Origin of the sequence: Actinobacillus seminis, from assembly GCF_002263215.1 — a bacterium.
Classification (GTDB): domain Bacteria; phylum Pseudomonadota; class Gammaproteobacteria; order Enterobacterales; family Pasteurellaceae; genus Actinobacillus_B; species Actinobacillus_B seminis.
The window spans coordinates 35,524-62,131 of sequence record NZ_NLFK01000007.1; the positions used below are offsets into that span (position 1 = coordinate 35,524).

The window sequence follows — 26,608 nt, forward strand, 5'->3', positions numbered from 1 at the left end:
ACGGGCAGATTCACCTGTGTTGATAGATTACCATTGATAACCTACCGATACCGCGCCGGCAACCTTACCTTGGGAGTTGCTGTTGCCTTGTAGTTTCAACATCACCTTACCGCTATCACTGACCCGAGAATAGCCAATCGCCACCGCATTTTCGCCATCATATCCTGCAGCCGCAACCGCGACCATGGATTTACCCGGCATAGATACGGATGCCAATGCTGACGCTGCATTAGCGCCTGCAATCCCTGCTCGCAACTCTTTATTTGAGTGGTTGAGCGCATGACGCAACTCGTGATGTTTCGCATCCACATAGTTTTTATTGGCTGCCATATCGCCCGTCGCATGTGCATCCAAGTCTTTCAGACCACGGATAACGCCCGTGCCGACAGGTGCGCCTGCCTGATCCTGTGTCACGGCAAAGGAAAGGGCTTTCGCGTTCAAGCTCACGGCGTCTTTGCCATTTTTGTCTTTGAGCGCAATGCCGTCAAGGGTGTAACTTGCCGATTTTCCGGCATGATTTCCTTTGCCCGCAATACGGGTACCTTGTGCCGTCACTACCGCTTCGCTGTCTTTGTCGACCACTCTCAAACCGTTACTGTCCAAGCGTGATTTTTTACCGTCCACTTCACGAGTTTCAAAAGACGTCATGTTTTTCAACTTGTCGGACAGTTTGACTTCCAAGCCTCTACCGTCTTTAGCCATTTCCACTTTGATATTGCCCGCGGCGGAGTTGTCGCTGTTAAACTCGCCCTCGCCTTTTAATGTTAACGTCTCGCCTACATCTTGATGCACAGCGATACCGTCATTACCTTCAAAGTTTAAACCCGCTCTAGCTACAGCTTGTAAATCGCCTACAGTGGCGACGTTGGTCGGGTTCGCTTTGCTGTCCGGTTTGACTAAGTCGGCGACTTTTTCTGTTGCTTTGGAATAGTCGTTATATTGCTTTTTATAATCCTTATTGGCTGCAATGAGTGCGTCGCGTGCTGATTTCACGGCTTTTTTAGCGTTCTCTTTAGCCTCTTTGGCTGCTGACAATTGCGGTTCGTAGTTTTTCAACTCTTCACGTATTTTGTCTTTTGCTTCTCCATCAGGCAGGGTATCAACAGTTTGTTTTAAACTGTCCACCATTAACTCTAAATCAGCGAGTTTTGTTGCCTTCTCGGAAAGCTCTTTTGTTTTTTCGCCTAACACCTTCACTTTTTCCTTCACTGTGTCGGCAAGTTTGTTTAACGTCTCTTTTTTGTCATCTGTTGGTGTTGTAAGCCCCAAGCCGCTGGCGACATTGCTCAAGACCACCGGTTTATTGATTTCACCGCCGGTATTCACCAACGAAAGTTGCGGATTGTCCACTGCTTTTGGTGCAACTTGACCATTAGCAGCAGATTTCACGTTACCTTTATCGTCCACGTCAGTCGCTTTATAGTATTTACCGTCGTTGGCTTTGACCAAACGATTACCGTCTTTATCGGTAAATACCACAGTTCCAGCCTCACCATTGCGTAAAGCGTTCGCTTTGTCATTGGCGTTTTTGCCGTTTAATCCATCTTTAGCAGTTAAGCCTTTATTTGCCATCGGTTCTTTGCCGTCTGATGTTTTTTCAAGACCTGACAATCCATCTTTACCGTCCGCAAAGACCATTATCTTCGGTTTTGGAGCAGTTTCAGAAGAATTTGGATCATCAATCCATTTCGCCCCTGTCGCTTTGACAAGCTGTCCCCCATTGATGGCATCGGTCGAAGTATTTGTTAAATCCCCATCTTTGACATTGGTGATGGTCATCGGTGATGTGGTCGGCTCAGCCTTAATCACCACAGCGGCTTGTTTGTCCGCTATAGATGATTTAACATCTTGACCATTTTTGGTGTATTTACCTTTATCACCATCAGCCGTACCAGCGACATACTTCGCCCCTTTCAAGTCTTCAGGCTTATAGAACTTACCATCACGTCCTTTGACAACTTTGGTATAGTCATCGCCCTCTTGGATATAGAAGTCAAACGGACGATTGCTGTCCAAATCGGACACTTTTTCATCCACATAGTTTTTATTCGCCGCACTTGAACCGTCAGCAGTGGCATCTAGGTCTTTCAAGCCCGTGATTACGCCAGTGCCGACAGGTGCGCCTGCCTGATCCTGTGTCACGGCAAAGGAAAGGGCTTTCGCGTTCAAGCTCACGGCGTCTTTGCCGTTTTTGTCTTTGAGCGCAATGCCGTCAAGGGTGTAACTTGCCGATTGACCGGCATGATTTCCTTTGCCCGCAATACGGGTACCTTGTGCCGTCACTACTGCTTCGCTGTCTTGGTCAACCACTCTCAAGCCGTTGCTGTCTAAAGTAGATTTTCTACCCTCAACTTCACGAGTTTCAAACGAAGTCATGTTTTGTAGCTTATCGGACAATTTAACTTCTAAGCCTTTGCCGTCTTGGGACATTTCCACTTTGATATTGCCGGCGGCGGTGAGGTCGCTGTTAAATGTTCCCTCGCCTGTAATTGCTAAGGTTTCGCTGAGTTGTTTACGCACTTCAACACCATCATTGCCTTTAAACTTCATGCCGGATTTCGCTACCGCCTGCACGTCAGCAATAGTGGCTACGTTGCTAAGAACGGCGGTGCTATCAGCACTGACTAAGTCAGCCACTTTCGCATAGCCGTCATAGTTGGCTTCATAGTCAGCATTCGCTGTTTTCAAGCTTTTTTGTGCTGTTTGTAAGTCAGTCTTAGCTGTTTCAAGTGCTTTTTGAGCCTTAGCAAGTTCCTCTTGAGTCTCTTTTAACTGAGCTTCGATTTGTGCTTTCGCCTTACCATCCGGTAAAGCATTTGCCGCTTGTTCCAAATCGTTCACGGCTAAGGTTAAACGGGTAAAGGTTTTTGCTTTATCCGAAAGTGCTTTGGCTTTGTCACTCACCTCTGCTTTTTTATTTTCCGCCGCTTTTGCTAGCTGAGCTGTTTTTTCTTTTGCTTCTTTTGCTTTAGCAGGATCAGTTTCAGGGGCAGGTAGTCCCAAACCGCTCGCCACGTTACCTAACACAGTTGGTGTCGTTGTATTGCCCTCGTGGTTTACTAACGAAAGTTGTGGTTTTGCCACCGCACTGCCGGCTTTTGGTGTGCCATTGTCTTCAACATCACCTGCTTTATAGTATTTACCATCATTGGCTTTGACTAATCTATTGCCTTGATGATCTGTAAATACCACCGTTCCCGCTTCGCCATTGCGTAAAGCGTTCGCTTTGTCATTGGCGTTTTTGCCGTTTAATCCATCTTTAGCGGTTAAGCCTTTATTTGCCATCGGTTCTTTGCCGTTTGATGATGTTTCAAGACCTGACAATCCATCTTTACCGTCCGCAAAGACCATTTTCTTCGCTTTCGGATCAGTGTTAGAACTTGGATCGTCAATCAACTTCGCCCCCGTGGCTTTCACTAATTGCGAACCGTTGACCGCATCAGTTGACTTATCGGTTAAATCCCCGTCTTTAATATTGGTCACGGTCATCGGTCTTTCCACAGGTGCCGCTTTGATCACAACAGCGTTTTGATCTTTTACAGTTGACGTAATTTCTTTGCCTTCTTTCATATACTTTTTAGAGTTTGCGTCATACTTCGCACCTTTCAGCTCGTCAGGCTTATAGAATTGACCATCTTGACCTTTGACGACTTTTTGATCGCCGAGATAGAAATCAAACGGACGGTTATTGTTCAAATCTTCCATTTTACCATCAACATAGTTTTTATTGGTCGCACTGGTGCCGTCAGCATCGTCCGCTAAGTCCGCCAAGCCGGTGATCGTGCCTGTGCCTGATTTACCGTCCGCCCCTTTAGCAAAAGTAAGAGTAGCAGATTGAGCGTTGCCGTCTTGACCATCTTCAGCCACTTTCAAACTCACTACTTCTTGACCGCTCTTATCCTTAATCGCGACCTCGCCGGCTTTCACCTCGGTTTGGTGAGTACCGTTGCGTAACACATTGCCACTGGCCGTTTGGTCATTGACTAACACTGTACCATCATCAAGTTTGGCGGTAGTCGTAATGCCCTCGGCATCAATAAATATATCCTTACCGCTATCGTCCCCTGTGCCGGCGATAGCAATGGTGTCGATATTGCGAATATTTTTGGTCAGACCGATTTCAAGCCCATTGTCTTTGGCTCTCACCACAATATTATCCGCCGCGGTTGCCCCCACGCTACCTTCACCTTTGATAGACAAGGTCTCACCCAGTTTTTTGTGAACATCTTGACCGTCATTGCCGGCGAATTTCAAGCCGGAGTCATAAAGCTCTTTCACCGCTCCTTCTGTGGCAGCGTTGCCTTTGTTATCGCCCTCACCGTATTTATCGCCGTTGCTATTGTTTTTGCTAACAGTTCTGTCTTTGAGGTATTTAATCGTCCCCGTTCCTTCTTTTGCTGAACCATTACTACCGCCTTTGGCTGCAAACGCTATTGAAGGTTCGTTATTAGGATCAACCAAGTCTAAATTGTTTGGATCTACCGGTGTTGCACCGGCTTTAATCGTAATCGATGGCTGATCAGCAAATGGATTGCCTGTACCGGTACCTTTCGTTTGCGGTGTGAGGGCTATACCGTCGCTATTTACACTCACTTTCGACCCCTGATTACCTACTTGGAATGTGGCTCCTTTCTCTGCGTCTAAAGTCAGTTTGGTAACTTCTGTATCAGTACCATTTCCGCCCGCTTCGTTTTTAGGTTTGGAAGAAATCGAGGTGATATTTTTTAACGCCTCGGCTGTGCCAATCGTTACCAACGCTGTAGCATTCGATACGGTACCCGCTGTGCCACCTGTCGCACCGCTTGCCGGAGCAGTTGGCGTTGTGCTTGCAGTTGCTGTATTAGCCGGCGTCGGAGCTGTCGGTGTCGGAGCAGGAGCGGCTAGTGTTGCTCCCTCTTGCTTCAAGCTACCTTGAATATTCAAACCATCTGCAAATTTCAAGGTATCGCCGCGACCGATTTGGACTTTCTGAGCACCATATTCCACATTAAATTTAAAGCTATTTAATGCTTGTTCAAGGTAGGACTTGGTGATTACGTCTTCGTTGCCAACTTTACTATCACCATATTTTTGCTCTTGAGATAGCGTGACTTTGCTAAATGTCGGTTTGTCTTTAAAACCGATTTCGATCTTGGCATTGCCGTTATCGTTGGTGTATTGCGTGATTAAGTTGCTACCGCTGTAACTATCGGTTGATGTTGGAGCTACCGCACCTGTCCCTGTCCGCGTACCTAAACTAACAATGTTAATGGTCGAGCCTAGGTAGTGGGTGCCGTTATTTGTACCTGTTGGAACATCACCACCGAATTTCAAGCCCTCGTTTAACTTCGCTCTTGCTTCGTCAATAGCACCTTTCAATGTGGTTGGGTTCTTCTCTTTGAATGAGCCATCCACATTAGACAGATATTCAAAGATTGGAGCAGTAAATTTCGTTTTATCCTTATCAACCGCAACACCCAACTTACCCGCTAAATCGGCGAGTTGTTTACCTGTAACAGCTTCTTTTGAGTCCTTATCAATGTCACCGTCTGATAAACCTGTCAATTTAGCGTCATTAAGTTCTACTTGTTTAGGTTTTCCATTTTTACCATCTGATAAAGTAATCTTAGCCCCTTCGTCATCTTTGGTAGCACTAATACTTCCAATCTCTTTAAGCTCATTATTCAGCGTATGCGTAATTTTTCCATCCGCTTTTACAGAGACAGAGATATTTTCAGACTTCACAAAGTCCAATGCACCATTTTTGAGGTTAATGGTTTGTTTAGTTTTGTCTTCACCATTCGATTTATAGGTTAATGTCAAATCATCAACATATTTTTTATTAACGGCGTCATACTCATTTTTTGGCGTATCGACAAAAATAATCCGTCTTTTGGTATCTTTACTCCCCACGGATACAGTTTTCGCCTCACCTGTTGAACGGTTGCCTAAAATAACCGCATCGTGAATTTTTTCATCCGCCGTTATATTAGAACCGATGGCAACGACTTCTCTCCCTTTGATATCGTTATCCGACCCGATGACATAGGATTGAACACCGCTCACCTTATTACCTTCGCCCAGTGCCACTGATGATTGCCCTGAAACTTTAGTTCCTGTTCCGATGGCAATGCCGTCTTTTTCGGTAACATCAGAGCCTTTACCGATAGAGATTGCTCCGTTATTTTTCGCTCCGGAATTTTGACCGATGGAGATCGCCCCTTCATTTTGTGCAATGGCTTTATCTCCGATGGCAATAGAACCCTCTCCTTCAGCCTTAGTTTCTGGATTATCGGATACTTTAACTGATTTTTTACCTGTACCTTTTAGATACTTAATAACCGCATCAGCCTGTACTAATTCCGTTGAACTTTTATCGGGATCAGCCAATTTAATTTCAGCAATACCGACATTTGAGCCAAAGGTTTTTCTACCTTGTTCTTTCTTCTCTTCAGTATCACCGATATTCTCACCGGTAACTTTTAAGAAGTCTTTATCCAAAGTTTCTGTTGTAGTGTATTTTGTCAACTCTTTCGCTACCGCTTTGGAAGTGATGACTTTTTCGTCCTTGTCAGAAACAGCCGTGGCTTTATTTAAAGTAAGCGTAAGTGTACCCGCACTTTGAGGATCGCTACCATTAGATGGTGCTAATGTTACCGTGATGTCTTTTTCAGTCGTTCCACTTGCTCCATTCGCACCGCTACCAACCGTTGAGCTATCAATGGTCAACGTACCGCCTAACTGCAATGTGGTTGAACTTGGGGTGCTACCATTATCATTCCCCCTGAATGTCAAACCACCATTCACGGCGGTGATTAAATCATCAATCGCTCCTTTAAAGGTTGTTTGAGTTGTACCGCCATTTATCGCATTAAATGATGGTGCTGTAAACGTAGTTTTTCCATTCTCAACCGCAACACCCAATTTACTTGCTAAATCGTGAAGTTGTCCGCCCGTGATGGCTTCTGATGAACTATTCTCCAGCTTACCGTCCGCCACATCCGAGATTTTCACGGTATTTCCGCTATCGGATTTCGTAAAGGTCAACTCATTTCCGTCAACTTTTAATTTCGCGGTGTTTCCGGTGCCATTAAACACTAAGGCGTTTCTATCATTTTTACCGATGGTAGATAAGCCGGTGGCTTGCACTCCGCCATTTGTCGCGTCTTTTTCCAACATAACGGTTAAGCCGTTTTCCGGACTTAACTCGATTTTGTTAGCACCATCACCTGAGCCAGTAGCAACTTTAATGCTTCCTTTACCATTGCCCGCACTTAAGGTTGCACCGGTATTATCCAATGCCAAATTTGAACCGTTTTTCACGCTTTCTAATTTGGCTTCACTATCTTTCAATTCAAGTTTTGACTTTTCTTTGGCACTTTCTAAAGTGGCGGTAGCATTATCGAGTTTTAACGCACCTTTATTCGCTTCTTTATTAATTTCAGACACGCCGGTAAATGTGCTTCCTTTTAAAGTCACATTGTCTTTATTATCGCCTGAGGTGAAAGTAATGGTTTTATCTTTTTCATTCTCTCCGCCTAAAGCAATCTTGGCATTCTCACCGTTGGCGACGGATTTAATGCCGGTCAATGTATCCGATAAGCCGATTTCCAGCCCGTCACCATCTGTATTTTGGGACACTTTAATATTATTGTCCGCAACGTCGATATTCTTAGCATCGCTTCCTTTTCCTACGATTTTTAGCGTTCCGTCAAGATTTACCGTAACTGCTTGCTCATCATTTCCTTGGAATTTCATTCCCTTATTCACGGCACTAATCAAGTCATCAATCGCATCTTTAAATGTAGTTTGTTTTTTATTAGAATTATCTGATCCTTTAATTTCTGTAAATGATAGAGCATCAAATCCTGTTTTTGCACCATTAACTGTCAATCCTAAATGCGTTGCACCTAATTCATTCAATTGATTTCCAGTAATCACATCTTTTGATTTATCTTCGATTGTTCCATCTGATAATCCAGAAAGTTTTATTCCACCATTAACTTTAGTGAATGTTAAATCACTTCCACCAACTTTTAAAGTTGCTGTTGTATTATCACTCTTATCTGTATTAAATACTAAAGCATTGTCACCATCATTTCCAATAGTTGACAACCCTGTAGCTTTAACAGTTGATTTTTCTCCATCTTTTTCTAATGTTACCTTAACATCTTTTACTGGACTTAATTCAATTTTATCATCTCCTAATGTTAATGAAGCCTTATCAGCTGCTTTCTTAATGCTTTCAATTCCAGTTAAGTTTTTACCTAATTGTATTTTTAACTCACTATCACTAGTACCTTTAGAAACATAAATATTACCTTGATCTGATGTTGTACTTGCATCTCCCTTAATATTAATCGTTCCATCAAGTACGCTTGATACTGCCGTTCCATCATTTCCAGCTAATTTGAACGTTCTCTCTTTCACGTAGTCAACAACGGCTTTTTCTGTTGTTAATCTATCCTCTACAGTAATGCTTCCATCTTCTTTTTGTTTTCCAGCTTCAACATTAATTGAGCTTGTTTCATTAACACTTATTGTAAATGTCCCTGTGTTTTTAGTTATATCAGTATCTAATTTAACATTTAAGTTACCTTCCCCTTTAAATTCAACAGTTTTATTAGAATTATTTGCTCTTTCAAATTCTGTTGAACCAGCTTTAAAAGTTAACTTATTATTAGATAAATTAGCAATATCAGCTGTATTTTTTGTTATATTAGTTTGGTTACTATTTAATGTTTGATTTAAAGTTTGATTTAAAGTATCTAATTCTGATTTCTTAACTAGTTTATTACTCTCATCATTTCCTTTTGAGCCTACATATATATCCTTATCTGATACTATATGATCAGCATTTAAGGTGATTTTAGATTTTGCACCATTCTCAGCAGCAGATTCTATGGAAGTAATGCCGGTTAATGTTGAGCTTAATCCATAAGTGATTTTCTTGTTAGCACTATCTAACACAACAGTTAAATTAGAATCTTTTGCAAATTCTAAAGTATCTCCTATTAGGTTTCCGCTAGTATCATTTCCAGCCTTAACCATAAATGTTTTATTAATCTTATCTGACAATGCAGAATCTAATTTAGCCTCACTAATTGTCGCATTTTTCAACTTCGTTCCAGCGATTGAGTTATCGTTTAGACTAAGTTTTGTTTCTCCACCAAATACTTTTCCGCCACCAGTAACAGTTATTTCGTCACTAGTTTTTAACTCATTAAAATCACTTTCAGCAACTATTTTAGAAGCCGCTCCCTCTCCATGTTGAACTTTAACATTTCCAGTAGTATCAACAGTAATTTTTCCTGTTTTGCTGTTAGCATCACCACTACTTTTTAGGGTTATAGAATTAATATCTGTTAATTCTTTATTTAGTGATATAGTAAATTTACCAGTCTTATTACTATCTGCTTTATTATCTAATAATACCGTAACATTTGACCCAGACACAATTTTAACTGTCTTATCTGATTCATTATTTGCTCTAGTAAACTCATTAATGCCATCACTAAATTTAATGCTTGCATTTCCTAATGTAGTTATTGAACTATTTGTTGTAGTTATCGCAGTATCAAGTGCTGTTAACGCTTCTCCAACCGCATTCTTAGTCCCTCCATTAGCCAATGTATAAGTAGGTCCTGTAACTTTACCGTCAGTTTCTATAGTAGCACTGCCACCTAAAGCCGTTACAACAGAATTTAGTTGCGATTTATTAATAGCGTCATTATCACCTGTACCATTTGCAACACCAGAAATTTTAACATTTGTATCGTTTCCTGCTCCTGTTAATTTCAATTCTAATGTATCTCCAGTAGTATTTGGTGTTAATGATATTTTCTTAGTACTGTCAGCACCTAATTCTAAAGCATCAAATCTTGGAGTTTTTAATAACCCTATTCTAATCGCTTTATTTGCGACATCAATTTTTGTTGCAACATTTTCTAATGAATATTTACTATCAAAGTCTGTAATATCACCATCTTTACCAGTTATTTTTAATGTTTCACCTAATGCTGTTTGAAGTTTTTTCGGTTCAGTACTATTATTTTGATTAGCCTCAAAAGTCAACCCTTTTGTCTTCAAGTCTAATAATGCTGATTCTGTTGCTGCTCTACCGGCATTACCATTAGTTCCATAACCTGTCTCATCAACTTTTCTATCTACTAGTCCTGTTAATGATATTCCTTCTTTTCCATTAGTTCCATCTTTAGCGATAGTTAATGTTTTTCCACCGCTTGTTATCTCAATATTTTTAGTTCCATTACTATCTTTTGCTAAATCAATAGAATTTGCATCAGCATCACCTACAGCACTTATTTTATTTACGCCCTCTAATGCATTATCTTTAACCTTAACAGTTTTACCTGTGCTTGTAGTTAAATCAATTCCATTATCTTTTAGTTCAATTTTTGATTTATCTTTTGTATTTTCAATACTTGCAATTCCTTTTAAGTCTTTAGCCAATCTAATTTCTAATGTGTCATTAGGCTCTGAATCTCCAGTCTTACTTTTCTTAGCCACAACTGTAATATTATCTGGTGCAGTTGCTACAGTCGTTGAACTATTTGAAGCAACAGTTGCTCCTTTTTCTCCAACTAATTTTAAAGTTTCTCCTAGTTTTCTGTTTACTTTATTACCATTACCATCTTCAAATTCAAGACCTTTTGTAATAATAGCAGCAGCAACTTTCGCTAGATCTTCAACATTTGCAGCGTTTAATTTATACGTTTCTTCAGGAGTACCTTTTAATACGTTATCAAGATTAGTTGTTGTGCCACCAACGTCTCCAATTCCACTTGCAACATTAGTTATTTTCTTACTTCCTAAATCTAGTCCATCTTTACCAAATTTATATGTTGCAGTTCCAGTCGCATTTCCTACAGTATATGTAATCTCATTCTTAGCATTATCTGTATTAAAACCAATCTTATTATTTTCATCTTTTCCAATAGAACTAATACCACTTAAAGTCTCTCCAAGTTTAATTTCTAAACCGTTTTGATCCTTTTTAGATACATAAATATTTGTCTGACTAGAAGCAACACTTTCGCTTCCTTCAATTTTTAAAGTGTTATTTAATGTTGTAGTGACTGCTTGACTGTCATTACCTATTAACCCAAATGTATCCGTTTTTTTAGAGAATGTTTCTCCTAATTTCGTTGTTAATGCATTTAAATCCAATCCTATTTTAAATTCATTACCTGATATATCATCCGATTTATTTCCATTTACAGTTATATATGAATCATTATCATTAGCTTTTACAGTTACTTTAGAATTTTTGATCGCTTCGTATACTGCCTTACCTGTTACAGTTTTTTCATCACTATTCGTTACAGTTCCAGTTCCTATACTGTTAATTTTATTTGTTGTATCTTCATTTAATTTTACTGTGAATGTTTTTGCACTACCCGTATTACCATTAATAGTTGTAACCTCAATTTTATCTTCTCCTTCTACAGTTATTAAATTTTTAATAACATTTTTACCGGCGTCATCTATATTACTTAAATTCTTGTCAGCTTTTCCATTTATTTTAGTTTCTAACTGTGTTTTAGCTTCCTCAAAAGTAGTTGTATCAACTTTTTTATTTATTTGTCCAGTTAATGCTGTTTTAGCACTCTCAATAGCAGTATGAACTTTAGCACCCGTTACAGTATTATCATTATTTTGTGCTACCTCTCCAGTACCTATACTGTCTATTTTTGTTTTAAGATTACTATCCAACGATACAGTAAACTTTTTAGCTCCGTCTGTTGACTCTGATGGTGTAACATTAATCCCATCTCCCTGTTCAACCGTTTCTTTTGCTTTTGCTATTGCGGCATCTGTTTCTCCTTTATCGTACACATTTAATTGAGTTCTCCATGTACTTTCTTTTCCACCTATATTAGAGGCATCTATTTTTGCATATTGAGTATTTGCATCTGCTGTTTGAAGTGCACCATCAATTTTATTTTTAGTAGCTGTATTTAAACCAATAGTAACAACACCATCAACTCCGACAGTAGCTTCTGTATAAGTTCCATTTGTGAAATTTAAACTATTTTTTGTAAGGTCAATACTTTGTTCAGCCCCTGCATTCGCCTTATATTTTAAAGTAGCCGCACCACTTACAACTTTTTTAAGTTGTGCCACGTTTACCGCATCTGTATCAGCAGACCCTGCTGCCACTCCTGTTATTCTTCTAGTGCTTGTTGAGCCATCACCTACAGCAAAAACTCCTTTGTTTGGTAGCCATGCACTTCCATTATCATTTCCTGCGTAAGCTTTCTTAGTTGATGGATCATATCCTTTTGTCGAGATATCTCCCGTTGTTTTTGAATCTTTACCTATTGCAACACTATTTGCAACGCTTGCTATAGCACCCTCTCCAATAGCCACCGCACTTTGTGCTTGTGTACTTGCACCCTTACCAATTACTACAGAATTTGCAGCGTTTGTTGCTGTAGCATTATTACCAAGAATTACTAAACTTCCGTTTTCATTATTTTGAGTCTTGGTTTTCGTCACATTAATATTCGATCCTAAGGCAAGAATATCATTCCCACCTGTAACTTTTGTATTGTTACCAATAGCTACCGTCCATTCGGCGTTTTCTATTTTCGTTGGCGATCCGCCACTTACCGCACCGATAGCGATAGAGTTATTACTTCCACCTAGTACTTGCGTACCGTATCCTATGGCGATACCAGAATTTGATTGAGCTTTTGTTTCAACACCTATTGCTATTGCATTAGCACCAGTCGCACCGTTATTAGCATAGTTTCCGCCAGTATTACCTCCACCATTTATTGAAACAAAATGCATTGTCGCCGCTTTAAGTTGTGCCACATTCACTGCATCCGTATCTTGTCTACCAGCAGCAAGTCCTGTGATTTGACGTGTGTTATTTCCATTTCCAATAGACAAAGCAGCATATTTAGACTTCCATGCTCCGTAATCATTTACGCTTGCTCTTTCACTCCCTGTTACCGTATCAAATCCAACAATATTCGCATTAGTATTCGCCACAGAGTTACTTCCCAACGCTATCGCGTCGTTTAAAGTTGTTGATGCTTTGTAACCCAAAACTACAGAGTTAAAAGCACTACTTGCTGTCGCTTGGTTACCTAATATCACCAAACTGTTGTTATTGCTGTCGCTTACGTTGATATTATTCCCCAACGCCACGATATCCGTCCCGTTTTTGACTTTGGTTTTGTTACCAATAACCACCGCCCACGACGCACCGTCAACCACAGTTCTTCCTTCTTCGGTGTCGCTTGTATTGCCTCGCTCGTCCACCGCAGCAAGCACGATAGAGCTTTTCGCGTTTTTCAGTTTCAGCCCGCTACCAATTGCAACCACCGCATCTTTTTTATTTTTGTCGCCTGAGTTATTTTGTTCAATGTTAATGTTCGATCCAACCACCACGGCGTGTTTTACGTCCGTGCTCAGATTGTGCCCGATTGCTACCGCAGAATGGGCGTCCGATTTAGTTTGTACATCAACCCCTATTGCAACAGAATTAGCTCCTTTAGCTCCGTCATTATTGTAGTTTGCAGCTTTTGTTGTTGGTTCTTTTACCGATAAATAATGAGATTTTCCGGCGTCTTTTAATTTGTCGTCAACATATTTTTTATTAACAACGTGGTTGTTGTCTGTAGGGATCTCTGTAACAGTTACTTTCTTAAACTCAGGCGTCTCGCTTAAACCAATTTCAAATTTAGCAGTTGATGTACCTTCTTTCGTAAATTTCGTTTTTAAGTTTTTACCTGAATAACCAGTATCAACCGCTCCAGAAACAATTTTTATTGTTGAACCCAAAAAGTAAGTGTCGTTATTTTGGTTTGTATTAGCAGCAAATTTATACCCTTTATTCACTGCGGCAATAAGTTCATTTATTGCATCTTTAAAAGTGTTTTGCGCGCCTTTATTTCCTCCAACATATTTCACATCTGCAAAACTAGGATTAGCAAATTTTGTATTATTACTGTTTATAGATATCCCTAAAATATCCCCAACATTTTTAAGCTGATTCCCTGTGATAGCATGGTCTGAATTGTCTTTAATTTCTCCATCTTTAATATGTGCAAATTTAATTTTGTCGCCCATATCAATAATATTTTTGCCATTTTCCAATCTTGTTTGTTCCCTTGCTCCTTTCGGACCTACAAAAACATTATTGGCATCTATTGCATTAGTATCTAACGGTGTTCCATTTTCTGTATTTGCCTTATAAAATTTACCGTCTGTATGCTTTACTACTTTATAATTTTTACCATTTTCTACCGTATAATAAGCAACCACTCCCTCTTTATATGCATATTCTAATGCTTTTAATTGCCCTACAGTCGCTGCGTCTGAATCTAAAGCTCCGGGTGCTACATTGATTATTCTTCTACGTCCTATATCCCCGCTCTTATCCCAACCACCAACAGAAACAACACCATCTTCTGAAGTTGATGTATAACTATAACTTGTTCCTTTAGGTATATATGGAAGCAATGTTATAGCCTTATTATTAGTATCAGTAATAGAAGGGATAGGAGTACTTTTATTTCCTTTGTAATAATATCTCGTATTTGACATATTACCGATTGCTACTGAATTTTTCATAGTAACTTCTGAATCATTCCCTAAAGCTATTGAGTTTTGTCCACTTAAGTCAGTACTGTGTTTGTCCTTTAAAACTTTAGAGTTAACTCCAAATGCAATAGAATCTTTCCCTTCTGCACGAGATAAACTTCCTATAGCAAAAGATTGATCAGCAAGAGCCTTAGCACCATATCCTATTGCAATTGTTTTCTCATATCCACCATAAGCATAAGGTCCTATTGCAATAGCTCTATCTCCTTTAGAATAAGCTTGTCTTCCTAATGCAATAGAGTTCTCTCCTAGAGCATATACGTAATATCCTAGGGCTACTGCTCCATCATTTTTTCTCTTTGCCTTGTCTTCACCTGTTCCTAATTGTGTATCTGTTTTAGGTGAAAAATATGTATCTAAAGTTGTATATTTTCCACCAAGATTTGGATTATCTAACTTATTTAATGCTTCTCCCGTACTTGCTCCTTCATACCATAGATTTCCAAAATCCTCTACAGTTTGTTTAAAATGATCTGATGACTCAACATTAGCTAACGCCCTTTTACCTATTGCTATAGAACCAGCTCCTCCTGCATAAGATTGATATCCATATACCATAGACCCAACTGAAATTGCTTGTACACTATTACCTACACCAATTGAATTACTTGCATATACATAACTTTCATTTCCTAAAGCAACAGAAGACTCCCCAAATGCCAGAGTAGCAGTACCTAATGCGGTTGAATAGTCTCCTTTTGCAACTGACAATGTCCCAATAGCAGTAGAACCATGTCCATAAGCTACGTTTCTACTCCCAATTGCTATTGATGAGTCTCCATAAGCCCAGTTATGCGTTTTATAAAAAGGTTTTCTAGAATCCCTTTGTTTTAAGTAGTTATTATATTCAGTCTCATCAACGTTATCTCTAGCTCCATCTATTGCTGCATATTCACCCGTATAATTAAACTTCGCTCCATTTTGACGATATAATTTCCATATCTCATAACTTAATCCTTTTTGACTATATTTTCCTATTCCTTTACCTACATTATCCGATCCTATCGAAATACTCGACTCCCCATAAGCCACGGTATCGTTCCCCAGCGACACTGCCTCATTACCGTACGAAAAGGCTCTATATCCCACTGCCGTTCCTTGATGACTTTGATTTGGATTCTCTGTACTAAGGTTTTTACCTACAATAGCACGGTAACCTATAGCAGTTGTGTCACTACCTCCACCTACTGCACGCGATCCTATAACTACAGTTCTTTTAAAGTCTTTATTCTTATATAAAGCATTTATTCCTGTCTTACTATCCTTATGAGCTAATATAACTACTTCGTTTGGCTTAACACCAACTCCTCCCGAGTCATCAGACCAAACAGTTGTAGACAAGTTATCCCCACTACTAAGATTACCACTAGGATTTGTATTGGGATCAAGCCATACACTACCCCCATACGCCGCACTCGACAACAATCCCGACATCACCAACGCCAACGGCAGGACCTTAAACATGCCTAAAAACACACCGCACTTCGGCTGACTTCCAGCCGCCTCAACACGGCTCGCCACTTGGCGGTTGTTGGCTAATTCAGAAACGGCTTTGGTTTGACCTGTAGTAACATCGTATTTGGTTTTGAAGATTTTGTTCATAGAAATTCTCTTATTGAATAGTAATTGCGTTGTGCCGAACCTAAGTGCGGTCGGCAAAGAAAAATAACTGGAATCTTATCACCCCCCCCGACTTTCAAGCGTTTTTTTGGGTTATCTCGCCTTAAACGGGGGAGGAGGATAGAAACAGGAATACGGCATCGACGTTATGGATGATTGTTATCAGAAAAAAGAAACCCCGTTAACGCATCTTAACGGGGTTTGTTCGGCAGTAACCCGAATTTAGGCTTTTCGCGTACGATTTACTTGGGTTAACAACGCTTGTACCGATTTATCCGCGAAAATATTTTCGATATCTTGGCTTAAACGACGTCGCCAGTTGGCATATTCCGTAGCGGTTCCCGGAATATTAACCGGTTCGCTCATATCCAACCAGTCTTCCGGCTGTAAACCGAACAGCGCACTGCTTACGCCCGCGACATAAGATTGCAATTGATGATTGAATTTAAGCGTCACTTTAGAAGATAAACTTTCATCCACACCCACCTCAATTTCAATATCATTTTCTTGTAAGCGTTTGATAATTTTCGCTTTGGCATTCACCCGATCCTGTTGCAACATCGCCAACACGGTTGAATTCGGGTACACGCCGAAACGTTGCCCTAATTCAAAATCATAACCGCGCCAATACCCGTTGATCGTCGGTAAATCATGGGTGCTTAAGGTGGTCATCGCTTGATATGGATAATCTTGCAAGCCGCGACTTTCGCCTTGTCGGTCAAATTCAAAATAGAAAATTTTATATGACAAAATACCGGCATTTCTCAATTTACTGACGATTTCTTTCGGTACCGTGCCTAAATCTTCGCCGATAATCAAACTTTGGTGACGCTGACTTTCCAACGCCAAAATACCAATCAAGTCATCCACCGGATAACGAATATAAGCTCCGTTTGCCGCGCTGTCGCCTTTGGGAATCCACCACAAGCGCAACAATGACATAATATGGTCAATGCGCAACGCGCCGCAATCTTTCATATTGGCTTGTACCAACTCAATAAACGGTTGATACGCCTGTTGTTTCAGTACGTGCGGGTTCATCGGCGATAATCCCCAGTTTTGTCCTTGCGGTGCTAAAATATCCGGCGGTGCGCCGACAGAGGCATTTAAACAATAGAGATCTTTATTATTCCACGTTTCCGCCCCATTATTGGTCACGCCCACCGCTAAATCACGATACATGCCAATAGGCATTTTTTGTGCTTTGCACAGGTCATTACAAGCAGCAAATTGCTGCGCGGCGCAAAATTGTAACCAAGCATAAAAACGCACGTCTTGCGCTTTTTCTTGCCGGAATTGTTGCACCGCGTCGGCGTGATAATCTTGATATTTTTTATCCCAAAAATCCCAGCCCCATTGGTTGTCGAATTGCCGGCTTAAATGATGATGCAAAGCGTCAAAGGTCGCTTGCACTTGCAAACTTTCGCCGCCTTGCGCCAGAAAATCGACAAAGGCTTGTTGACGAAGTGCGGTCGGATTTTGTTCAAATTCATCAAATGCCAAGGAAAGTCCTTGCAATTTTAACGCCATCACTTCTGCATAATTTATCCAATTTTCTGAGCGCACTTTGCTCAGTTTCGCTTGCACTTCCGGACGATTAAACCATTGTTGCGCCGGCGAACTTTGTTGAAACTCCGGTAAACTTGCCACATCAATATAAATAATATTCAGCCATTTGCGCGAAGACGGGCTATAGGGACTTGCCGCCTCCGGATTTGCCGGAAACAACGCATGAATTGGGTTAAGCCCCACAAAATCCGCACCATATTGTTGAATATGTTGTAGAAAATCTTTGAGATCGGAGAAATCCCCGATACCCCAGTTATGGGCTGATTTCAAGGTATAAAGCTGGATAAAGGCTCCCCACAATTTTTTGCGTTCGGTAAGTTCTGTCGGTTGATAACAACGCCTCGGCGCCACAATCAGGCGACATGCAAGCGATTTTTTCTCACAACGCAGTTGTAATTGGTGATAACCCTGTGGCAAATCGCGCGGCAATTCAATTTGATTGCGCTTCACTCGTCCCGTCAGGCATTCGCCATTTTCCAACTGCAAAACCCATGTTCCATGCACCGCGTGTTTTTTATCCACAAGATTGAGCGGTAAAAAGTGCGGTTGATTTTCATAAAGAATTTTAACCGGCGGCAGCCAAGATTGGCGACTGCGGGTGTTACCGTTGAAAGTTTGATAAAGTCGTTGTTTGATGGTGCTTGGTATGATTTTTCGAATTCCGCCGGCATCCAAAAAATCCGGCATAATGCCTGCTTGAGCAAATTGTTTTTGTTGTACATGCGCCATAATCGCTCCTTGCTTGAATATCCCGCCCGCAGGCGGGAATTTGAAATGTTATTTTTTCAACCAGATACGCGCTTGGTAGTCACGAATAGAACGGTCGGAGCTGAATATCCCCAAACGAGCGGTATTTAACATGGCACTATGTAACCAAGCCTCTTGATCCAAATATGCCGCGCCGATACGTTTTTGCGCTTGTAAATAGCTGTCGAAATCCGCAAACACTAAGAACGGATCGCGTTCCAACAAGCTGTCCAACATCAATTTGAAAGTATCTTTATGTCCTTGCGACGCTTTACCTTCAGCTAAAAAATCCACCGCACTTTTCAATACCGGATCTTGGTGATAATAGACTTTCGGATCATACCCTTTCGCCAATAATTCACGTACGCTTTCAACTGTATGACCGAATAAGAAGATATTTTCTTCGCCAACCGTTTCCGCAATTTCAACGTTCGCGCCATCCAAGGTTCCCAAGGTTAAAGCTCCGTTTAAGGCTAATTTCATATTACCCGTACCGGAGGCTTCTTTCCCCGCCATGGAAATTTGTTCGGACACATCCGCCGCCGGAATGATTTTTTCCGCCAAAGACACGCGATAATCCGGCAGAAACGCAACTTGCAGGCAATCTTTCATTTGTTTATCGTTATTGATAATGTTCGCCACGTTGTTGATGGCATGAATAATATTTTTTGCTAAGTAATACCCCGGCGCCGCTTTACCCGCAAACACGAAAACACGCGGAGTATATTCTTGATTCGGATTGTCTTTAAGGGATTGATAGGTCGCAATAATGTTCAATAAATTCAAATGTTGACGTTTGTATTCATGGAAACGTTTAATTTGTACGTCAAAAATTGCATTTCGGTTCACGGAAAAACCTAAGGTTTTTTCAATTTCATCCGCTAAAACCGATTTATTGCTTTGTTTGATACGACGATATTCCTCGCGGAAACCGGGATCATTCACAAAATTTTCTACGCCGCGTAATTGTTCCAAATCTTTAGTCCAATCGGTTTTTAGGGTACGATCCAATAAATCGCTTAATTGCGGATTTGCTTGGCGAATCCAGCGACGCGGCGTGATCCCGTTGGTTACGTTGCAGAATTTGGTTGGGAATAATTGATGATATTCCGGAAATAAATCCGTTACCAATAAATCGGAGTGAATTTGCGCCACTCCGTTTACCGCAAAACAGGTCACCACGCAAAGGTTCGCCATGCGCACACGGTAATCAAATAGGATTGCCAATTTTTCCCAAACTTTGGCATCATCCCCAAACTGCGCTTTTACTTTTTCATGGAAAAGATGGTTAATTTTTTCCACAATTTGATAATGGCGCGGTAATAATTGGTTAAATAAACGCTGATCCCACTGCTCCAAGGCTTCCGGTAACAAAGTATGGTTGGTGTAGGCAAAGGTATTGGAACAAATTGCCCAAGCCTCGTCCCAGCTTAATTCATATTCATCCAACAACAAGCGCATTAATTCCGGAATGGCAAGCGTCGGGTGAGTATCATTTAATTGGATGACTTGACGCTGTGCCAACTCGTTTAATTCGTAGCCTTCGGCAAAATGACGCGCTAAAATATCCGCAATCGAGCAGGCACAATGGAAATATTGTTGCATTAAGCGTAATTTCTGACCGGCTTTATGATTATCATTCGGGTATAACACTTGGGTAAGTGCGGTCGCATTGACGATAGTTTTGTCCGCATTGAGGAATTTCCCGTCATTAAATTTGGCGAAATCAAAGGATTGCTCGCTGTCCGCTTGCCATAAACGTAACGGTTGGATAATGTTGTTTTGATAGCCGACAATCGGTAAATCAAAGGCTTTACCTTGAATGGTCAAACTTGGTATCCACTCGTATTTATCGCCTTTGATAGGTTTGATTTTACCGCCAAAATTGATATTTTGTGTTTTTGATCGGTTGTAGCTATGCCATGGATATTGGTTGCGATTCCAAGTGTCGGCGCTTTCTTTTTGTTCACCGTTCTCAAAAGATTGTTTGAACAATCCGTATTGATAATACAATCCGTAACCGGTGGCATTTTGCCCTAAGGCAGCCATTGAATCTAAGAAACAAGCTGCAAGACGTCCCAATCCGCCATTGCCCAATGCCGGATCGCGTTCTTGTTCTAATACGTCCGCCAATTCTACATTGAAATTTGCCAAATAGTTTTTAATTTGTTCGTAACAACCTAAATTCATTAAGTTATTTCCGGTTAAACGACCGATTAAAAACTCCATAGATAAATAGTTGACATGACGGCTTTCTTGACCTTTTACCGCCGGTTTTTCATAAGTTATATCCAACGTAGTTTGAGCAATAATTTGATACCATTGTGCTAAAGAGAATTGCTTCGGTGATGCGACGTCAAAATAACGACAATATTTGTGTACATTTTTGTCAAATAACGCCATATCATTAAGATTAAACTGAGACATAAACACTCCTTTCGGGGAAAGATTTGATGAAGATAAAATTTCTTGCGTTTTATTATGAGTAATTGCACAAAAACCTTATCCTCCCTGTTATAATCTTTGCGGTATGATAGATAAGAAGTAATTTGAATTTTTAGGGAGGAGACATCCTCCTATCCTAATCCGAGAGGCTGAGAAAGTATGTTGATCCCGTCAAAATTGATGTGTTCAAACCGACTGCAAAATAGTATTGAGCGCACGGTACTGTTACAACGACTTGATAAAGCAAAACATTATCCGTTAGTATTAGTCAACGCGCCGGCAGGCTATGGCAAAACGACCTTAATTACCCAATGGGCGATGCAACAAAAAAATGTTGGCTGGTATGCGTTAGATGAAAGCGACAATCAAACAGAGCGATTTGCCTCTTATTTTTGTTCCGCATTACATTACGCCATTCATCAAGAACTGCCGGAAGAAGACAGTCTGCCTCGTCAATCCAATCTCTTGGCAAGTCTCAATCAGCAATTAGTGAAACTTTCTCATCTGCAACAACATATTTATTTGATCATTGACGACTATCATATTATCGGAAATGAAGAAATTCATGAGGCGTTAAAATATTGGATCCGCCATCAACCACCGTCCATGACGCTGATTCTTATCTCACGTTCCGTGCCGCCGCTGGGCATTGCCGGTTTGCGCGTGCAGGAGCAAATTTTAGAAATCGACGTACATCAACTTTCCTTTGATCACCAAGAAAGTATTACTTTTTTTCAATCCCGCTTGGGACAACATTTAACCGAGCCGGAAATCACCGCACTTTGTGACGAAGTGGAAGGCTGGCCAACTGCACTGCAATTAATCAGCTTATCCGCCAAACAGCATAAAACGCCGTTGCAAGATGCCGCCAAAAGGCTATCAAAACGGAATAATTTTCATATTAACGAATATTTGAATGATGAAGTCCTCGATCAGGTGGACGATGAAACCCGCAAATTTGTGTTGCGTTGTTCCATCTTGCGCTCCATGAACGAAACCTTGGTACGCCAAGTAACCGGCGTGGCAAATAGCCGAGTAAGATTAGAAGCAATTGAAAAACAAGGTATTTTCTTGCAACAAATTAATGCTGAAGACAATTGGTGGCGTTTCCATCCGCTGTTTGCTTCATTTTTAGCCCATTGCTGCCAAACCGAGTTAGCGGATGAGTTGCAGGATCTGCATAAAAAAGCGGCTAACGTCTGGTTATCACTAGGCTACACGACCGAAGCGTTATACCACGCCGCGCAACTTGATGATCATCAAGTGTTATTGGATATATTATCCAATAACAACAAAAGTTGGGAACTTTTCCACCAAGGTGAATTAAAACTGCTTGAAGAAAGCCTCGATCATCTTGATGATCAAAGTTTCGCGCAATGCCCAACCTTGATTTTACTAAAAGCTTGGCTTGCGCAAAGCCAACATCGTCACAGCGAAGTCAACGGTATTTTTGCCCATTTTGATCAAGTGCTGGCGCAAAATAACGTGCAACTTAGCCAAGACTTACAAGCGGAATTTGATGTGTTACGGGCGCAAGCGGCAATTAATCAGGGCGATGAAAATACTGCGCTCACACTTGCCTCTCAAGCACTCGCTCATTTGCAGGAAAACGCCTATTACGCGCATATTGTGGCAACCTCCATTATCGGCGAAGCTCACCATTGTCACGGGAATTTCACCGAAGCGCTCAATATGTTGCAGCGTGCAGAAAAAATGGCGCGCCAATATCACACCTCGCACCATATTTTATGGACATTGTTACAACAATCGGAAATTCTCATCGCACAAGGTTATCTCCAAGCAGGTTATGATATGCTGGATAAAGCCACCGCGTTTGTAAAAGAAAATCATCTGCAAAAAATTCCGATGTATGAATTTTTGTTGCGTCTTAAAGGACAAATTTTGTGGGACTGGTATAATTTGGATAAAGCCGAAGCCATGGCAAACGCCGGCATAGAGGTCTTAAGCAAAGATGAAGATCGGTTGCAATGCCTTGCGCTGTTGTGCAAAATTTCCATTGTACGCGGCGACTTAGACAACGCCTCCCGTTTGTTAAAACAAATTATACAACTGCAAAATACCCACCATTATCATCACGACTGGAATGCCAATGCCGACCAAGTGAAAATCGTGTTGTGGCAAATGATTGATGATGAAGAAGCAACAGAGGCTTGGTTGCTCCAAAATCCGCAGCCGACTACCGATAAAAATCATTTCAGTCAGGTTCAATGGCGCAATATCGCGCGCGCCTTAATGTTGCTAAAACGCTTTAACTCCGCGCAAGAAATCTTAGATAAACTGATCCGAACCGCCCAAAAACTGCATTTAGTCAGCGACTTAAACCGTGCTTTGATTTTACGCAACCGTCTATTTTTCTTACAAGGCAACAAAGAGGCGGCGCAAAAAGATTTGATCGAAGCGCTACAACTGACTCGACAAACAAATTTTATCAGCGTGTTCGTTATTGAGGGCGAAAATATGGCGCAACAAATCCGCCAATTGTTGCAACAAAATCTACTCGATGAACTCACCTTACACAAAGCACAATTTATTTTACGTTACATTAACCAATATTATCGCCATAAATTTGCCCATTTCGACGAACAATTCGTCACCAAATTATTAAACAATCCAAAAGTACCGGAATTGTTAAAAATCAGCCCGTTAACTCAACGCGAATGGCAAGTGCTGGGCTTAATTTATTCCGGTTACAGCAACGAACAAATCTCTGATGAATTGCAAGTGGCAACCACCACCATCAAAACTCACATCCGCAATCTGTACCAAAAAATCGGTGTCGCCAACCGCAACGAAGCGATTAGTTACACGAAAGATTTGTTGAAATTGATGGGATATAGTTGATTTTAAAGCTGAGAATAGAAAATCGGGACGCCCAAAAAGCATCCCGCTTCATTTTATTGACGTTGAAAGTGCGGTCAATTTTATCCCGACTTTTGACCGGCGCTACTCACCTGATTGGCGCTTTTGCATTAAAGCGTGCAAAACCGGTTCAGGAACAAGTTGGCTGACATCGCCTTGATGCAGATAAATTTCCCGTACAATACTTGAGGATACGAACGCCCATTTCTCTGATGGCGGTAAAAATAGGCTTTCTACCCCTTGGGTGAGTAAACGGTTGAGATGGGCAAGTGGTAATTCATATTCAAAATCGGTGGTAGTGCGAACCCCGCGGATAATTACTTGAATATTATTTTCCATGACGACCTTTGCCAATAAATCGGAAAAACCGATGACCTCAACGTTGGTCAAATGCGCCACCGATTGTTGAGCCAAAACAACCCGTTCGGATAAACTGAACAGCGGTCTTTTACTTGGGCTGGCGGCAACCGCGACAATGGTGCGTGAAAATAACGCCGCACTGCGTTCAATAATATCTAAATGCCCGTTAGTAACGGGGTCAAAGGTACCGGGATAAATAACGGTTGTCATATTCACCTACTTTTCTAAATATGGACGTAATAAATTAAATAAACGCTGCAATGCACCGCGATTTTGTACCAAAATTTTATGACCGGCATTGCCATAGCGTTCACGTAGCGGTTTAGAATTGAGAAAAATATCCACTGCATTTACCAAGGCTTTCGGCGTTTCATTAATCAGCAATACGCCGAATACTTGCGATAAATAATCAAATATTTCAGGAAAATTAAACACATATTTACCGCTAATTACCGGAAGTTTAAATGCCAGCGGTTCCAGCGGATTATGCCCGCCATGTTTTACCAAACTGCCACCGACAAAGGCAATATCGGAAAAACCGTACAGTAGCATCATTTCGCCCATGGTATTACCCAAAACCACTTGGTGCGACATATCCGGTGTTTGATTATCCGTTCGTTTGACATAACCGAAATTTTGCTTTTTCAACAAATTTTCCACCGCATTAAATCGCTCCGGATGGCGCGGAACCAGCATTAACAATAAATTCGGGTATTTTTTTAACAGTTCACGATGGGCATTTAATACAATTTCTTCCTCACCCTCATGCGTGCTGGCGGCAATCCACACCGGGCGATCTTTTGCCCATTGCTCACGTAATGCGGCAATTTTTTCCAACACATCCTGTTTAACGACCAAATCGTATTTAATATTGCCGGTCAATGTTAATTTCTTTTTCTGATAACCCAGCTCCAAATAACGTTTGCCACTAATTTGATCTTGCGGTGCAATTAACGTAATTTGCTTTAACATATTTTGCAGGTGTTTTTTTATCCAACCATAGCGTTTAGCGGAACGTTTAGATAAACGAGCGTTGGCAATGATAAAAGGAATGTTGCACAAATAAAGTTGATGAATTAAATTCGGCCAAATTTCCGTTTCAATCACGATACAGGCCTTGGGTTTAACAAATTGAATAAAACGCTTCAACACACTTGGTAAGTCATAAGGTAAATAAAAATGGCTCACACTATCGCCAAACGCGGCTTTTACCCGATCGGAGCCGGTTGGAGTGACCGTGGTGAGGATAATCGGTAAATGTGGAAACTCTTGTTGAATTTTTTTTACCAATGGTGTCGCCGCAATCACTTCACCCACCGAAGCGGCATGGATAATAATGCCATTAGGTTTAGGCGCGCGACATTTTGCATAAATCCCGTAACGTTCTTTTAGGCGCCGGCGATAACTCGGTGCTTTCATGCTCCGAATAAGCATAAACAATAAAAGTAACGGTTGGATGGCGTAGATTGCGCCGGTGTATAAAAAACGCCACATAAATATTGTCCGATAAATAGCAAAAGTGCGGTAATTTTTACCGCACTTTTTAATGTTAACAAAATTAGCGTTTTGCCTGTGCAGCGGCTTTGACGATAACTGCAAACGCCGGCGCTTTCAAGGACGCGCCGCCCACTAATGCACCGTCGATATCCGGTTGAGTGAATAATTCCGCAGCGTTCGCATCATTGACAGAACCGCCGTATTGAATAATCACTTGATCCGCTACCGCTTGTGATTTTGCTGCAATGTGACCACGGATAAATGCGTGAACCGCTTGCGCTTGTGCAGGAGTGGCGGATTTGCCGGTACCGATTGCCCAAATTGGTTCATAAGCGATTACTGCACCGTTGAACGCCTCAACGCCTAATGCATTGATTACCGCATCAATTTGACGTGCGCACACTTCTTGGGTTTTACCCGCTTCGTTTTCAGCTTCGCTTTCACCGATACATAACACCGGCACTAAACCCGCCTCTTTTAAGGCGCCGAATTTTTTTGCGATAAATTCATCACTTTCTTTATGATAGGTGCGACGTTCCGAGTGACCGATAATAATGTATTTCGCGCCGAAATCTTTTAACATTGCGGTTGAAATATCCCCCGTGAACGCACCTTGTACGTTCACGTCCACGTTTTGTGAACCCAAGGCGATTTGGCAGCCGGCAACTGCCGCTTCCGCTTCTGCTAAATACATCACCGGCGGCGCAATTGCTACATCACAACCATCCACACCCGCTAATTCCGCTTTTAAGTCGGCAATTAACGCTTTAGTGAATGCTTTACTACCGTTTAATTTCCAGTTACCCATAACTAAAGGACGACGAGTCATTTGTATTTCTCCACTGTGATTAATTAAAATTTTTTGTCATACTAT

General features: G+C 41.1%; 7 protein-coding genes. 1 reads left to right on the forward strand and 6 read right to left on the reverse strand.

Annotated elements, in window-relative coordinates; genetic code table 11:
• Positions 1-27 precede the first annotated feature (27 nt).
• The 3 genes from CFY87_RS07755 to glgP form a co-directional block, all read right to left on the reverse strand.
• Complete coding sequence (locus tag CFY87_RS07755; protein WP_094946642.1) at positions 28-16,218, reverse strand: YadA-like family protein; 16,191 nt, start codon at positions 16,216-16,218, stop codon at positions 28-30.
• 240 nt (positions 16,219-16,458) lie between these two features.
• Positions 16,459-18,534, reverse strand: coding sequence for a 4-alpha-glucanotransferase (malQ, locus tag CFY87_RS07760; protein ID WP_094946643.1), 2,076 nt, complete (start codon positions 18,532-18,534; stop codon positions 16,459-16,461).
• A gap of 48 nt (positions 18,535-18,582) precedes the next feature.
• Complete coding sequence (gene glgP, locus CFY87_RS07765; protein WP_094946644.1) at positions 18,583-20,979, reverse strand: glycogen/starch/alpha-glucan family phosphorylase; 2,397 nt, start codon at positions 20,977-20,979, stop codon at positions 18,583-18,585.
• A 177-nt stretch (positions 20,980-21,156) separates the two neighbouring features.
• Here glgP and malT point away from each other — a divergent pair, with 177 nt between their 5' ends.
• The gene (gene malT / locus CFY87_RS07770; RefSeq protein WP_094946645.1) at positions 21,157-23,859 is read left to right on the forward strand and encodes an HTH-type transcriptional regulator MalT; all 2,703 of its coding nucleotides are present in this window, start codon (positions 21,157-21,159) and stop codon (positions 23,857-23,859) included.
• Positions 23,860-23,961: 102 nt separating this feature from the next.
• On the opposite strand, the gene coaD is transcribed toward malT, so the two are convergent.
• The 3 genes from coaD to tpiA all read right to left on the reverse strand — a co-directional run bounded on the left by coaD (position 23,962) and on the right by tpiA (position 26,563).
• On the reverse strand, positions 23,962-24,447 hold the full coding sequence (gene coaD, locus CFY87_RS07775; RefSeq protein WP_094946646.1) for a pantetheine-phosphate adenylyltransferase: 486 nt from the start codon (positions 24,445-24,447) through the stop codon (positions 23,962-23,964).
• 6 nt (positions 24,448-24,453) lie between these two features.
• A complete protein-coding gene (waaA, locus tag CFY87_RS07780; RefSeq protein ID WP_094946647.1) occupies positions 24,454-25,731 on the reverse strand; it encodes a lipid IV(A) 3-deoxy-D-manno-octulosonic acid transferase in 1,278 nt (425 codons plus the stop codon).
• 64 nt (positions 25,732-25,795) lie between these two features.
• Entirely contained in the window at positions 25,796-26,563 is a 768-nt protein-coding gene (tpiA, locus tag CFY87_RS07785) for a triose-phosphate isomerase (protein WP_094946648.1), read from the reverse strand.
• Between the last annotated feature and the right edge of the window lie 45 nt (positions 26,564-26,608).

Coding starts and splice junctions, on each gene's coding strand:
- CFY87_RS07755 (WP_094946642.1), bottom strand. CDS start 16,218: ATGAACAAAATCTTCAAAACCAAATACGATGTTACTACAGGTCAAACC.
- malQ (WP_094946643.1), bottom strand. CDS start 18,534: ATGGCGCATGTACAACAAAAACAATTTGCTCAAGCAGGCATTATGCCG.
- glgP (WP_094946644.1), bottom strand. CDS start 20,979: ATGTCTCAGTTTAATCTTAATGATATGGCGTTATTTGACAAAAATGTA.
- malT (WP_094946645.1), top strand. CDS start 21,157: ATGTTGATCCCGTCAAAATTGATGTGTTCAAACCGACTGCAAAATAGT.
- coaD (WP_094946646.1), bottom strand. CDS start 24,447: ATGACAACCGTTATTTATCCCGGTACCTTTGACCCCGTTACTAACGGG.
- waaA (WP_094946647.1), bottom strand. CDS start 25,731: ATGTGGCGTTTTTTATACACCGGCGCAATCTACGCCATCCAACCGTTA.
- tpiA (WP_094946648.1), bottom strand. CDS start 26,563: ATGACTCGTCGTCCTTTAGTTATGGGTAACTGGAAATTAAACGGTAGT.